This window comes from Pasteurella oralis, assembly GCF_042681465.1.
Classification (GTDB): domain Bacteria; phylum Pseudomonadota; class Gammaproteobacteria; order Enterobacterales; family Pasteurellaceae; genus Pasteurella; species Pasteurella oralis.
Genome location: NZ_JBHUFP010000025.1, coordinates 80,355 through 92,997, shown reverse-complemented (window position 1 = coordinate 92,997; position 12,643 = coordinate 80,355). Strand labels below are relative to the sequence as shown.

Sequence of the window (12,643 nt, the reverse complement as noted above, 5' to 3'; positions counted from 1 at the left end):
GACCTTCAATCTGTGTTTGCAGGTTGAAGGTCTTGTTGTTTCAAATGTTTCAAACTTATTTTGATTCTCTGTTTAATGTCCTTTATGACTCGTGCTGTAAAGGATTTTATCAGTATATGCCATGGCAACTGCAGAAACTAAAAAGCCTAAGTGAAGGAATAATTGCCACATCATGGTTTTTTCATCCATATTGGCGGCATTTACAAAAGTCTGTAATAAGTGAATGGATGAAATACTGATAATCGACATTGAAAGTTTGACTTTAAGTACTGAAGCATTCACATGACTGAGCCATTCTGGTTCGTCAGGATGATCTTTAGTACGTAATTTGGAGACAAAAATTTCGTAGCCACCCACAATCACCATAACCAGTAAGTTAGCAATCATCACAACGTCAATGAGATTGAGTACCGCTAGCATGATCATATTGGCATCCATACTTTGTAAATTAGTCATTAACTCCCATAATGATTTCATGAATTTATAAGCATATACCCCTTGTACTATGATCAAACCTAAATAAATAGGTAATTGCAGCCAACGGCTGGCAAAGATGACTTGGCTAATGATATTAGGGGCATGATGCTGACGTGGTTTATAACGTTGTGATTTTACTTTTATGGGTTGTTGCTGAGATTGTTGTTCCATGTTGAGTTAATTTTAGTGAATTAAATGAGTCGTGAAACTTACCTGTTTTTAGCGGAAAATTCAATGGGTTTTTCTGTAGGCTAGAAGTGCGGTTAGATTTGAACAAATTTCGCCGCACTGTTGTTGATAAGTTAGATTGCTTGCAAATCGATTTGCTTAGTTTCTTTGATGTAGCTTAGGGCAATTAACGAAATTAGCGCATTTAGGGCTAAATAAATCCCAACGCCATTTAAACCAAAATAAGCATTGATTTTTATTGCGACCATTGTTGCAACACTTGCACCAAGAATGCCAGCGACATTATAGGCTAATGAAGCGCCGGAATAGCGTACTTCTGTTGGAAAAAGCTCGGGCAATAATACCGCCATAGGGCCAAAAGACATGCCCATAATCACAAAGCCAATTGCTAAGAAAGCAAAAACACTGCTTGGTGTGCCGTTATTTAAAAACAGTGGTAAGCAAAGTCCGAAAATGATTGTTGCCACACTGACATATTGCATTAAACGACAGCGTCCAATTCTGTCTGCACAGATCCCTGAAAAAGCGATCGCAATGGCGAAAATCACAGATGTGATTAATAAAAAAGCAGTAAAAGTACTTGCCGGCATGCCCAACCCCATTGAATGACCCGCAGGTGAAAGATCTGTTGGGCTTTTTGCATAAATTTGTGTAAACGCTGCCAAAATATAGAATAAAACATAACCTGCAACAGCAAGTAATACACCAGTAATAAAGGGGCTAAGATGTTGAGTAAACACGGCTTTAACGGGGAAAGTATGGGTTTTTCGCTGCGTTTTTGCCTCAAAAAAGACCGCACTTTCGTGGATTTTAGTCCGTACATACCAACCAACAACCACTAATAACACAGAGGCAATAAAAGGAATCCGCCAAGCCCATTCAATTAAGGCAGCCTGCCCGAAAAATTGACCTACAGCGAAAAAGGCGCCATTAGCAAGTAATAAGCCAATTGGCGCACCAAGTTGTGGAAAAATACCATACCATGCTCGCTTTTGTGCTGGTGCATTTTCGATGGCAACTAATGCGGCACCGCCCCATTCACCGCCAAGTCCGATACCTTGTCCTATACGACATACACAAAGTAAAATTGTCGCCCAAATCCCGATATCTGCGTAGTTAGGCAATAGCCCAATCGCGACAGTGGAGGCGCCCATTAATAGCAGTGAAGCAATGAGGGATTTTTTACGCCCAATTTTGTCACCAAAGTGACCAAATAATATGGCACCAAAAGGGCGAGCAAAAAAAGCAAGCGCTAAAGTCGAAAGCGAAGCAAGTTGATTACTAATTGGATCGGCACTATGGAAAAATTGATGATTAAACACCAATACGGCTGCCATAGCATAAATATAATTATCAAAATACTCAATTGCAGTACCCACCATAGTAGCAAGTGCAACTTGACGAGGATTATTATGCATTACCCAGCAACTCCTGTACTGTTTGTTTAATATTGTGAGATTGGGTAATTGCTGAAATAACTGCAACACCGTTGGCACCTTTTTGGCGTAGTAAATCCGCAGTTTGTACAGTAATACCACCAATAGCGACGATAGGTTTATCAATACCATTTTGACGAATGGTCGACACAAAATCGACACCAACAACAGGTTTAGGATCTTCTTTCGATTGGGTTGGAAAAATTGGGCCTGCACCAAAATAATCAATTAATGGATTAGCTTGAGCGGCAAGCCCCTGTTGCAGTGTATTAACTGAGGTACCAATGAAACATTTGCTATGACAAAGTGCTGCTACATCAGCTACAGCCATATCAGTTTGTCCAACATGAATACCATCGGCACCAATTTCAATAGCTAATTGCACATCATCATTCACTACAAACGGTACATGATATTGGTGACAAAGATCGCGGCATTTTATAGCAAGTGCTTTGATTTTTTGTCGATCTTGTAAAGCGTTTTTGCCTTTTTCACGGAATTGATAGCAAGTAATACCTGCTTGTAAGGCTTGCTCTAAAATACTCAGTAAATTTTCTGTTGCTTTACCCTCTACATGCAAACAGTCTTGTGTCCCTGCAATGAAATATAAACGCATGAATGCCTGTACATTTTGCATAGTTCCTCCTTAATGTACTTATTTATTAAGCTGAGAATATGCCCAATGGTTTGTTGGACCATTACCATGACCAATGTTGAGTGGATGACTAATGGCAGCGGTAATAAATGCTTTTGCTGTTTTTACTGCCGCGACAACATCATGTCCTTTTGCGAGTTCAGCAGCGATACAAGCCGAGAAAGTACAACCTGTACCATGAGTATGTCTGGTGTAGAAACGTGGACTGTCTAAATGTAAAGTTTCTGTTGGTGTAAATAACCAGTCACGACAGACTTCACTTTGTGAATTTTGAGTATGCCCACCTTTAATCACAATGTTTTTTGCTCCCATTTGTTGTAAAAGTTTGGCAGCTTGTATCGCGGTTTCATCATCGACAATGTGGATACCCGTTAATGCTTCTGCTTCAGGTAAGTTAGGTGTAATGACTTCAGCCATTGGTACTAAATGGCATCTTAATGCTTCTACTGCACTTGGCTGTAATAAAGGATCACCATTTTTAGCATACATCACGGGATCTAACACCATCTTGCCAAAATCATATTTTTTTAAGGCATTAGCGATACATTCAATTGTTTCTGTATTATTCAACATACCAATTTTAAACGCAGAAATATGATAATCATCGGCGATAGCTTTGAGTTGCCCTTCAATGATATCAAGCGGTATGGCATGGATTGCATATACGCCCATACTGTTTTGGACGGGAATTGCTGTAATAGTGGTCATACCAAATACATGCTGCATTTGGAAAGTTTTTAAGTCGGCTTGAAAACCTGCACCACCGCAGTTATCAGAACCAGCAATTGTTAATGCTTGTGCAATGCTCATAGGGAAATCCTCTTATATTGTAAAATTTGTTGTGGAGTAATACTGGCTAATTGATCTAATAAGTGAATGTAGAATTGACCATGTTGATTTGGGTTTAAACCTTGTGCTGCGAGTTCTCCTGCAATAGCATAAGTTGTTGCAGCTTCTAACATGGCATGAAAATAGTCTTCTGGTTGAGCCACAGATAAAAACGCACCACAAATAGCACTTAATAAACAGCCTGAAGCAGTAATTTTAGGTAATAAAGGGGTACCATTATGAATTTGTGCTTGGCGTTGTCCATCGCTTAAATAATCTGTTGCGCCACTGATCATTGCGACACAACGGTATTTCTGTGCAACAACTTGTGCGATTTTGGCTAAATCAGCATCGCCTGCTCCAGCGTCCACCCCTTTAGCTTGCCAGTGAACATCCGCGATTGTCGCAATCTCGCCTGCATTACCACGAATTGCCGCAAAGTTGACTTCTTTCAGAAGTGTTGCCACTGTTTGTTTACGAAAAGTAGTGGCACCAACACCCACAGGATCTAATACGACAGGAATCCCTACTTCATTTGCAGTTTTCCCCGCCAATACCATCGCTGCTACTTCTTTGCCCATTAAGGTACCGATGTTGATCACTAAAGCTTGGCTAATACGAGGTACTTCGTCCATTTCTTCTATTGCTGCTGACATTAATGGCGAGGCTCCAATAGCGAGTAATCCGTTGGCAGAGAAATTTGCTGCTACCACGTTGGTAATATTGTGAATAAGGGGATTTTGGGTTTTGATTTTGGTTAGGTAATTTTTCATGTTTAATTTGTTGTTTATGTCGATATCTCGTAAAAAATTATTTAATTTCTACTGCATAATCACTTAATGGTTTAACGACCTTTGTCAACCCATTATCTTTCAAGAATACAGCCATACGTTCATAGCGATGCCCATCTAACGCGCGAGGACGTAATGTCAAGCGAGGTAAAGTATCTTGCCAAGCCAAGCGATTGATCTCATTATCTAACTCTTTTGGTTTATAGGTCACATAGGCTTGCCATGCATCGTCAGGATGGTTTAATGTGTAAATTGTCGCTTGTTCAAGTGCGGTCAGAAATTTACTAATTTTTTCTTTTGCCATGTTATGTTTATTAGCGACCAAAATAAGTTCATCATAAATCGGTACACCATGTTCTTCGGGGTAAAACGCACGACCAGGGTGTTTCTCGACCTTCATTTGGTTAAGCTCTACATTACGGAACCCTCCGATCACTGCATCAACCTGACCACTAATAACAGAAGGAGAAAGCGACCAATTCACATTGATCATTTCTACATCTTTATTAGTTAATCCTGCCGATTTAAGCATTGCAGTTAACAAAGAATCTTCAAAACCGCTCACGGAATAACCAATTTTTTTGCCTTTTAAATCAGCTAAACTGTTGATATTACTTTTTTCTAATACAATCAAGCTATTAAGTGGTGTTGAAACCAGTGTACCAACGCGTGTTAATGGCAAATCCTCGGCAACTTGAATTTGCAGTTGTGGTTGATAATCAACGGCTAAATCTGCTTTACCAGCGGCAACCAGTTTAGGGGGAAGAGAAGGGTCGGCAGGTTCAATAATTTCAACCTCTAAGTCATTTTGTGCAAAATAGCCTTTTTGTTGCGCCACAATAATGGCTGCGTGATCTGGATTGACGAACCAATCGAGTAATAACGTCAATTTTTCTTTTGCCGATACGGAAAAACTGACTCCCATTGCGAGTGCCAGAGTGAGTGTATTTTTAACTAATTTTTGCATCATCTTTCTCCTACTTTGTTTAACTTAAATCTAAGCCCATTTGCCAGAATGCAGATTCCATTCGGGTGGCAGTATTAAAAATATGTTGTAATTTCTTTATCTGTGTATCAGTTAAATTTGCGCACAGTGTGTCTAATAGGTTAGTAGTATTTTGTGCAGCTGTTTGAAATTCTTCACCTGAATAAGCATCAATCCATGCTTGATATGGATTATTTTTAGGACTAATATCACTTTCCACGATATGTTTGGCTATCACCGCATAACCAATGGCGCAAGGCGCAATAGCTGTGTAAAGTTCTGCTAAACCGTTTGTCATGCCTATGTCTAACACATAGCGTGTATATGCCACACAAGCAGCAGATTCTTTAGTGCTCAATAAAGTTTTTTCATCAATTCCCCAGCTTTCACAAAATTGAATATGCAGCTGAATTTCGTGCAACAATGCGCCAATTGCATCATGTGCGTTTTTCATTTGGACAAAATTTTCTGCTTTATAAATCCCCAGTGACAATGCTCGGTTGTATTGAAACAGAAATAAATAATCTTGTTTGAGATAGTGTTGAAAGCAGATTTTCGGCAATGTGCCGTTGGCAAGTTGTTGTACAAAGGGATGGTGAATATATGTTTGCCAATATTGGTTTGCGTTGTTGATGAGTTGTTGTGTTGTAGACATGTTGTTTCCTATCATTTTTAACGTAAGGTTTCATCTTTACTTTCTTTTACTTGTGCAAAAGAAAGGTATACCCCGACTAAGTAGCTTATCCTTGATTAAAAAGGAATTTTTTAACAATAAATAAGTTACTTTCACTTCGTTACGTAATGTTATTTCCTTAAAAATGCCTTTTCCAAGCAGGCAGCTTACACAAAGGCTTCATTGAGTTAGCTGGTTATAAAAGTGCGGTGAGATTTTAAAATTTTTAAAAAAATGACCGCACTTTAAAAGCACTTTATTCTGTTTCTTGTTTTGCTACTTCTGTAGCGTTGAATTTTCCATTAGGTCAATACTATGAAATAAAGACCCTCAATCTATGCAATTTTTATTTGCTTCGTTTACCCAGTGAGCTGTTGTTAAAATGCTATTCAAAAGCGCTTATTTACCTTTTGCTGATCTATCTTTGCCCAAACAAAGAAAAGTGAAATCACTTCAAATATCTTATCCATGGGATCCATCTATTCAGTAAATAATCCACACTGAAATACAGTGTTAAACTTATCAGCATCAAGATAAATAGTGCTGAAAACATTAAATCGACTTGCATGCGTGCATTTGCATGTAACATTAAATAACCCAATCCCTGCGAAGAACCGACCCACTCGCCTACAATTGCGCCAATAGGGGCGACAGAAACTGCGATACGTAATCCAGAGGCAAAAGAGGGAAGGGCTGCGGGGAGGCGGACTTTAAATAGCATTGCAATGGGTGAAGTTTTCATGGTTTTAGCTAATTCGAGCCATTGCATTGGTGTATTGCGTAGTCCGTCGTAACAGGCTGCGGTGACAGGGAAGTAAATAATCAAGATAGTCATAGCAATTTTGGAGGCAAGACCGTAGCCAAACCAAAGCACCAATAAGGGTGCAATAGCGAATACTGGAATAGCTTGTGAAATAACGAGTAATGGCAATAACAATGCGGATAAATGGGGAGATAGGCTGAGTAATAGCGCGGAGATTAAGCCTAATATAACACCCAAACTCAATCCTAAACCGATTTCTAACATGGTGACTTGTGCATGCTGCCAGAGTAAATCATAGCGACTGGTCAGTTGCGTTAAGATGTCTGTTGGTGGCGGCAACATATAATGTGGAATAGCAAAAAAACTGACCGCACTTTGCCAACAAATGAGTAAAAATAAAGCTAAAAAAGCGACTTTAATTAGGGAGATCACCTTCATCAAATTGCACCCTGCATCAGTTGGTTAAGTAGATATTGTTGTAATTGCCATAAATCGTGTTGCACGAGTTCTCGTGGTGTATCGCCTATAGGTGAAATTTTAGTGGATAACGTGGCAGGATAATGTTGCAAAATATAAATCTCATCGCTTAAACGAATAGCTTCTTGTGGATCATGTGTAATAAATAATACGGTTTTATCTTTCAATAAGGTATGAGCGAGATTTTGTAATTGTAAGCGAGAGATGGCGTCCAATGCCGAGAAAGGTTCATCCATTAAAATGATTTCTGCTTCCTGCATTAACGTACGAGCAAGTGCAATGCGTTGACGTTGCCCGCCAGACAGGTAATAACAGGCTTTATGTTGGTGGTTGTCCATGTTTACTGCAGTCAGCAATTGTTTAGCTCTAGCGATTGTCGCTGCATTTTTTGTGTTGTTCAAATGATGAATGAGTTGGACATTATCTAAAACAGATAGCCATGGGTAGAGCGCATCTTGTTGCGCCATGTAGCTGACTTTTCCCCCTTGTGGGAAATGAATTTCGCCTTGCGTTTTAGCAGTGTTTTCTAATCCTGCAATCGCACGTAATAACGTTGATTTTCCCACACCAGATGCACCGAGTAAGCTTATCCATTTTCCTTTGGGCAAGCAAAAAGAAAAATCAGCAAATAATGGCGCTTGATTATAACGCAAAGTTAAATTACGAATTTCAACGGCATTCATGGTTTAAACCATTCATTCAGCGTTGCAAGAAAAATAATTGAAAAATAGAAAATGATAAAAGAAAAGGGGGAAGTATTGGCATAATTAGTTTCCTACGTCAGTACGAGCTGTATCAGGTTCACGGGTATCATCTCAGCTTTACTTATTTTGTAAAGCACCCCGACTAAAGTGCAATAAGGCTACCTAAGTTAGTTAAAAAGAGAAGTAATTTATTAAAGAATTGTGATCAATATCACATTATTTAATTTAGTTGTGATGATTTCTTCAGCAGAGTATTCTATTTTAGTGAATGATTAAGGATAGTTTATGCTACAAACTTTGGGTTTATTTATTTTAACTGCATTAGCTGAAATTATTGGCTGTTGGTTACCTTATTTATGGCTACGTCAAGAAAAAAGCGCGTGGCTACTGATTCCAGCTGCGCTTAGCCTAACATTATTTGTTTATTTGTTGACCTTACATCCTACCGCAAGTGGGCGAATTTATGCAGCTTATGGTGGCGTGTATATTAGCGTAGCACTGATTTGGCTGTGGTTAGTTGATGGTCAACCTTTACGCTGGCAGGATTGGTTAGGCGTTGCTTTTTGTTTAATAGGTATGGCAGTAATTATGTTTACCGAGAAATCGGGTTAAAGAGAGTCATTTTATGAAATAAAATTGCATATGATAAAAAGCGACTATTATTTTTCGCGAGCTTTTTTAATTGGATGTCTCTCGTTCCTATCGACTGGGTGTTGGCGAGTGAGCGATTTAAGGACATTATTCGTCAGCAGTATGTGGAATTACAAATCAAATAAAGTTAAAAAACAGCAGCAACAAGTTAATATTTACTGCTGTTTTTTTATTGAGTAGATTAACTCGTTTGGCTTTCGGTTTGATTTTCTTCTGCTTTTACCATTTGTAACCGTTCGTTCTCGATATCATTATGTAATAATTCTACGGTAGGCATATTTTTATTGGCTTTTGCAGAAAGTGCTTTAAAACGTTCAACTTTTCCAACTAAGCCTTGCTGTCCAATAAGCGCGGTTACTGTGCTGTTGTAATGTGTACTGGCTGTAGAAATGCTGTTACCAAGCTTATTCAAACGTTCTGCAATTAAACAAATTTGATTATAAATGTCACCTGCTCGAGCACTAATTTCTTTAGCTTCACTATTCCCTCGCTCGATTCGCCATAAGTTTGCAACTGTGCGTAAAATAGGCATTAAAGTAGTGTGCGAAACGACAATAACATTTTTCTCGTAACCATAATTAAATAAGTTTGGCTCCATTTTCATTGCTTCGATATAAGCAGGTTCAAGGGCAATAAACATCAGAACAAAATTTGGGCTGCGCATGCCAATTAAGTTGCTATAATCTTTACGTGATAAGTCATCGATATGATTTTTTATCGCTTTAATATGTTCACGTAATTTACTGTGACGAGTTATTTCATCTTCCGTATTCACTGCATTTTCATAAGCAACTAATGACATTTTACTATCAATGATTAAATGCTTATTGTCAGGCAAATTTAACACAAAATCGGGGTAATTATGTTTACCTTCATTATCTTTAAAATGTGCTTGTGCAGTGTAATGTTGTCCTTCTATTAAGCCTGCCAATTGTAACGCTCGTTCCAGCTGTACTTCACCCCAATTACCTAGCGTTTTCTTTTCACCCTTTAAAGCAGAAGTCAGATTATCGGCTTGTTGCGACATAGTGAGCCCGATTTGCAATACTTTTTTTATTTCTGCCTCTAAACCGGCATTACCTTTTACTGATTCTGAATGGATTTCATTCACACGTTTTTGAAAACCTTCAATTTGCTCACGGAAGGGTTTAAGTAGGCTATCTAACGCGGTCTGATTGCTTTGACTAAAATGACGACTTTTTTCTTCTAAAATACGATTGGCTAGATTTTGAAATTCTATGCTAAGTTGTTGCTTACTTTGCTCAATATTTTGTTGCTGTTCAGCAAAATTTTTCTCTTTTTCTATTAGTGTAGTTTTGAGTTCAGTGAGTTCTTGTGAAAGTGCGGTCAGTTTGGCGATTAATTCACGATTTTCTTGTTCTTTGTGACTAAACTGAGCTTGACTATGCTCGAGTTGTTTTTGCAAACTTTCTGCTTGAGCAGTGGCGATACCAAAACGCTCTTTAAGTGCGGTGATTTTTTCTGAAATTTGAGCGTGACGTACTTGTTGTTCATCAAGCTCTTGTTGTAAATAGTTTAATTTTTCATCACGTTCAATTAAGCGTATTTGTAAACCTTCCGCAGTTGTTTGATATTTGACAACAGCTTGTTCTAATTGATTTTTTAGTTGCTGGGATGTTTCAAATTTGGTTAATAGTTGATTGAAATCTTCAATTGTTTTATTGAGATCCTGTTGTAGTTCCTGACTATCACGTTTTCGACGAGTGCTGATAAATAATAGTATGACACAACAAATCACGAGACCAGCAATAATCAGCAGAAATTGTGATGAAGTCAATTCAGATAGCATATTAACCCTTTCCGATAAAATTAACTAAGGATTAAAGTATAAAGGAAACTGGCGGATTTATCCTAACGGGTTATAATCTTTTTTTATTTTCTCGGTATTCTAATGTGTTATGGCAATCTGTTATTCTGAGGAAAATTTGACAACTTTGATAACAACCTATTTGGAGTCGCTTGTTTGAGAGTCAGCGGCAAATTAAAGCAATATGGGTAAACAGCACCACAATGGAAAAGAAATTGATAGTGATTTACTTGCAGAGATGGAACATATTGCAGTTATAATCTAGATAACTTACGAATGAAAAATATGATGATTAATCCTCAATTTTACCTTGCTTCTAGCAGCCCTCGTCGCGCACAACTTTTACAAAACTTAGGTTTCCAATTTGAGATTTTTAGTTGTGAAATTGATGAAACGCCACGACTAAATGAAGAAGGCAAAGATTATGTGTTGCGTATGGCAGTTGAGAAAAACCAAGTCGCGCGACAGAAATGGCAGCAAGACAATCTTTCACAAGATGCGTCGTACTTACCTTTTCTGTCGGCAGATACTTCAGTGATTTTAGATGGCAACATTTTAGGCAAACCACAAGATAAGGTAGACGCTGCACAAATGTTACGCGCTTTATCTGGACGTTCACACCAAGTCATTACAGTGATTTGTCTTGCAGATCAGCAGCAAATAAAAACGGTGGTCCAAATCACACAAGTCTATTTTAAAACTTTAACGGACGATGAAATTCAAGGTTATATTGCGACAGGTGAACCGATGGATAAAGCGGGAGCTTATGGAATTCAGCAACTTGGCGGGGCATTTGTAGAACGTATTGAAGGAAGTTTTAGTGGTGTTATGGGCTTGCCAGTATTTGAAACAGTTGAATTGTTAAAAGAGTTTGGGGTTGACTTATTTTAATTGTAGAGAGCTGATAAATTGACTAAAACAAAAAAGTTGCAATCTTCTCTTTAGGGGTTATTATAACCCTATTGGTTAACAGGGAGGTTTAATCAATGGATAGTAAAAGTCTAATTAGACAAATTGAAAAAGACGGTTGGTATCTTGTCGCAGTCAGAGGAAGTCATTATCAATTTAAACATCGCATTAAAACAGGACGTGTGACGATTCCTCATCCCAAAAAAGACTTAGATATTAGAACAGTAAAATCAATTTTAAAACAAGCAGGGCTGTGATCCCGCTTTCATATCAAAGAGGAAAAAATATGTTATATCCAATTGCTATTGAAATGGGCGATGACCAGCATGCTTATGGTGTTATTGTGCCAGATCTACCGGGGTGTTTTTCAGCTGGAGATACCTTAGAAGACGCTTTTTTGAATGCTAAAGAGGCAATCGCTTTTCATATTGAAGGTATGTTAGAGGATGGTGACAATATTCCTCAACCAAGTGCAATTCAAAATCATCAGAATAATCCTGAATTTGCTGGTTTTATTTTTGCTTTAGTTGAGGTTGATTTGACCCATTTAATGGGAAAAACAGAAAAAATTAATGTCACTTTGCCGAGTTTATTAATTAAACGTATTGATGAATTTGTGGCTCAAAATCCTGAATATAAAAATCGTAGCCATTTTTTAGCGCAAGTAGCAAGCAATAAAGTATTAAGTAATTGCCGTACTTGACCAATATATTAGGCAGGACAATGACAGAACATCTTTTCCAATATAAAAAAAATGCAGAATATTGCCCCGTGTGTCATGCATTATTGCAATTAAAACAGGGGAAGAAAGGGTTGTTTTTAGGTTGTTCTGCTTATCCTCAATGCGATTATCTCAAACCATTGCATTCGTATTCTGAAAGCAAAGTGCTTAAAGTGTTGGCGGAACAATGCCCTGAATGCGGGTATCATTTGGTGTTAAAGCAAGGGCACTTTGGCATGTTTATTGGCTGCAGTAATTATCCAGTGTGTCACTTTGTAGTGCATGATGAGCCTGAAGAACAGGCGCAAGAAAACATTCCTTGTCCTGAATGTCAAAAAGGTGAGTTAGTCGCTCGCCGTGGGCGTCAAGGCAAGGTGTTTTATGGTTGTAATCAATATCCCCAGTGTAAATTTACTTTACCCAGTAAGCCCTATTTAGTGGCTTGTCCTGCGTGCGGTAGTCCAGTTTGTAGTGTGAAAAACGAAACTAAACATCAATGTACATTTCAATGTGCAAATAAACGCTGCCGTCATATTTTTGACTCGGAAATTTAATT

General features: G+C 38.2%; 15 protein-coding genes and 1 riboswitch. Of the genes, 5 read left to right on the top strand and 10 right to left on the bottom strand.

Annotation, left to right across the window (positions count from 1 at the left end; translation table 11 throughout):
- Positions 1–72: 72 nt before the first annotated feature.
- The 9 genes from ACFSAV_RS09855 to ACFSAV_RS09815 form a co-directional block, all read right to left on the bottom strand.
- Positions 73–648, bottom strand: a complete 576-nt coding sequence (locus ACFSAV_RS09855) for a TIGR00645 family protein (RefSeq protein ID WP_379099097.1) — start codon at positions 646–648, stop codon at positions 73–75.
- 131 nt (positions 649–779) lie between these two features.
- Positions 780–2,084 (bottom strand): MFS transporter, encoded by a 1,305-nt coding sequence (locus ACFSAV_RS09850; protein ID WP_379099094.1) that lies wholly within the window; start codon positions 2,082–2,084, stop codon positions 780–782.
- Complete coding sequence (gene thiE / locus ACFSAV_RS09845; protein WP_379099091.1) at positions 2,077–2,739, bottom strand: thiamine phosphate synthase; 663 nt, start codon at positions 2,737–2,739, stop codon at positions 2,077–2,079. The genes ACFSAV_RS09850 and thiE overlap by 8 nt, the downstream gene beginning before the upstream one ends.
- Positions 2,740–2,757: 18 nt before the next feature.
- Positions 2,758–3,567, bottom strand: a complete 810-nt coding sequence (gene thiD / locus ACFSAV_RS09840; protein ID WP_379099088.1) for a bifunctional hydroxymethylpyrimidine kinase/phosphomethylpyrimidine kinase — start codon at positions 3,565–3,567, stop codon at positions 2,758–2,760.
- Positions 3,564–4,358, bottom strand: coding sequence for a hydroxyethylthiazole kinase (thiM, locus tag ACFSAV_RS09835; protein ID WP_379099085.1), 795 nt, complete (start codon positions 4,356–4,358; stop codon positions 3,564–3,566). The genes thiD and thiM overlap by 4 nt, the downstream gene beginning before the upstream one ends.
- A 37-nt stretch (positions 4,359–4,395) precedes the next feature.
- The gene (locus ACFSAV_RS09830; RefSeq protein ID WP_379099082.1) at positions 4,396–5,343 is read right to left on the bottom strand and encodes an ABC transporter substrate-binding protein; all 948 of its coding nucleotides are present in this window, start codon (positions 5,341–5,343) and stop codon (positions 4,396–4,398) included.
- Positions 5,344–5,362: 19 nt separating this feature from the next.
- Positions 5,363–6,016 (bottom strand): thiaminase II, encoded by a 654-nt coding sequence (gene tenA / locus ACFSAV_RS09825; RefSeq protein WP_379099079.1) that lies wholly within the window; start codon positions 6,014–6,016, stop codon positions 5,363–5,365.
- A 466-nt stretch (positions 6,017–6,482) separates the two neighbouring features.
- A complete protein-coding gene (locus tag ACFSAV_RS09820) occupies positions 6,483–7,235 on the bottom strand; it encodes an ABC transporter permease (protein ID WP_379099076.1) in 753 nt (250 codons plus the stop codon).
- On the bottom strand, positions 7,235–7,957 hold the full coding sequence (locus ACFSAV_RS09815; protein WP_101775546.1) for an ABC transporter ATP-binding protein: 723 nt from the start codon (positions 7,955–7,957) through the stop codon (positions 7,235–7,237). The genes ACFSAV_RS09820 and ACFSAV_RS09815 overlap by 1 nt, the downstream gene beginning before the upstream one ends.
- Before the next feature lie 72 nt (positions 7,958–8,029).
- Positions 8,030–8,129, bottom strand: a riboswitch (TPP riboswitch).
- Positions 8,130–8,263: 134 nt separating this feature from the next.
- Here ACFSAV_RS09815 and ACFSAV_RS09810 point away from each other — a divergent pair.
- On the top strand, positions 8,264–8,590 hold the full coding sequence (locus tag ACFSAV_RS09810; RefSeq protein WP_101775545.1) for a YnfA family protein: 327 nt from the start codon (positions 8,264–8,266) through the stop codon (positions 8,588–8,590).
- Between the two features lie 220 nt (positions 8,591–8,810).
- On the opposite strand, the gene ACFSAV_RS09805 is transcribed toward ACFSAV_RS09810, so the two are convergent.
- Positions 8,811–10,439 carry a DNA recombination protein RmuC gene (locus ACFSAV_RS09805; RefSeq protein WP_379099072.1) on the bottom strand — a complete coding sequence of 543 codons (1,629 nt, stop codon included), beginning with the start codon at positions 10,437–10,439 and terminating at the stop codon, positions 8,811–8,813.
- A gap of 306 nt (positions 10,440–10,745) precedes the next feature.
- Here ACFSAV_RS09805 and ACFSAV_RS09800 point away from each other — a divergent pair, with 306 nt between their 5' ends.
- From ACFSAV_RS09800 to ACFSAV_RS09785, 4 genes are all read left to right on the top strand, one after another.
- Entirely contained in the window at positions 10,746–11,348 is a 603-nt protein-coding gene (locus tag ACFSAV_RS09800) for a Maf family protein (protein WP_379099707.1), read from the top strand.
- 95 nt (positions 11,349–11,443) lie between these two features.
- Positions 11,444–11,623: a type II toxin-antitoxin system HicA family toxin gene (locus ACFSAV_RS09795; protein ID WP_101775543.1), complete on the top strand. Its 180-nt coding sequence runs from the start codon at positions 11,444–11,446 to the stop codon at positions 11,621–11,623.
- Between the two features lie 29 nt (positions 11,624–11,652).
- Positions 11,653–12,069, top strand: a complete 417-nt coding sequence (locus ACFSAV_RS09790) for a type II toxin-antitoxin system HicB family antitoxin (RefSeq protein WP_101775542.1) — start codon at positions 11,653–11,655, stop codon at positions 12,067–12,069.
- A 20-nt stretch (positions 12,070–12,089) separates the two neighbouring features.
- Positions 12,090–12,641 (top strand): DNA topoisomerase family protein, encoded by a 552-nt coding sequence (locus tag ACFSAV_RS09785; RefSeq protein ID WP_379099068.1) that lies wholly within the window; start codon positions 12,090–12,092, stop codon positions 12,639–12,641.
- The last annotated feature ends 2 nt before the right edge of the window (positions 12,642–12,643 follow it).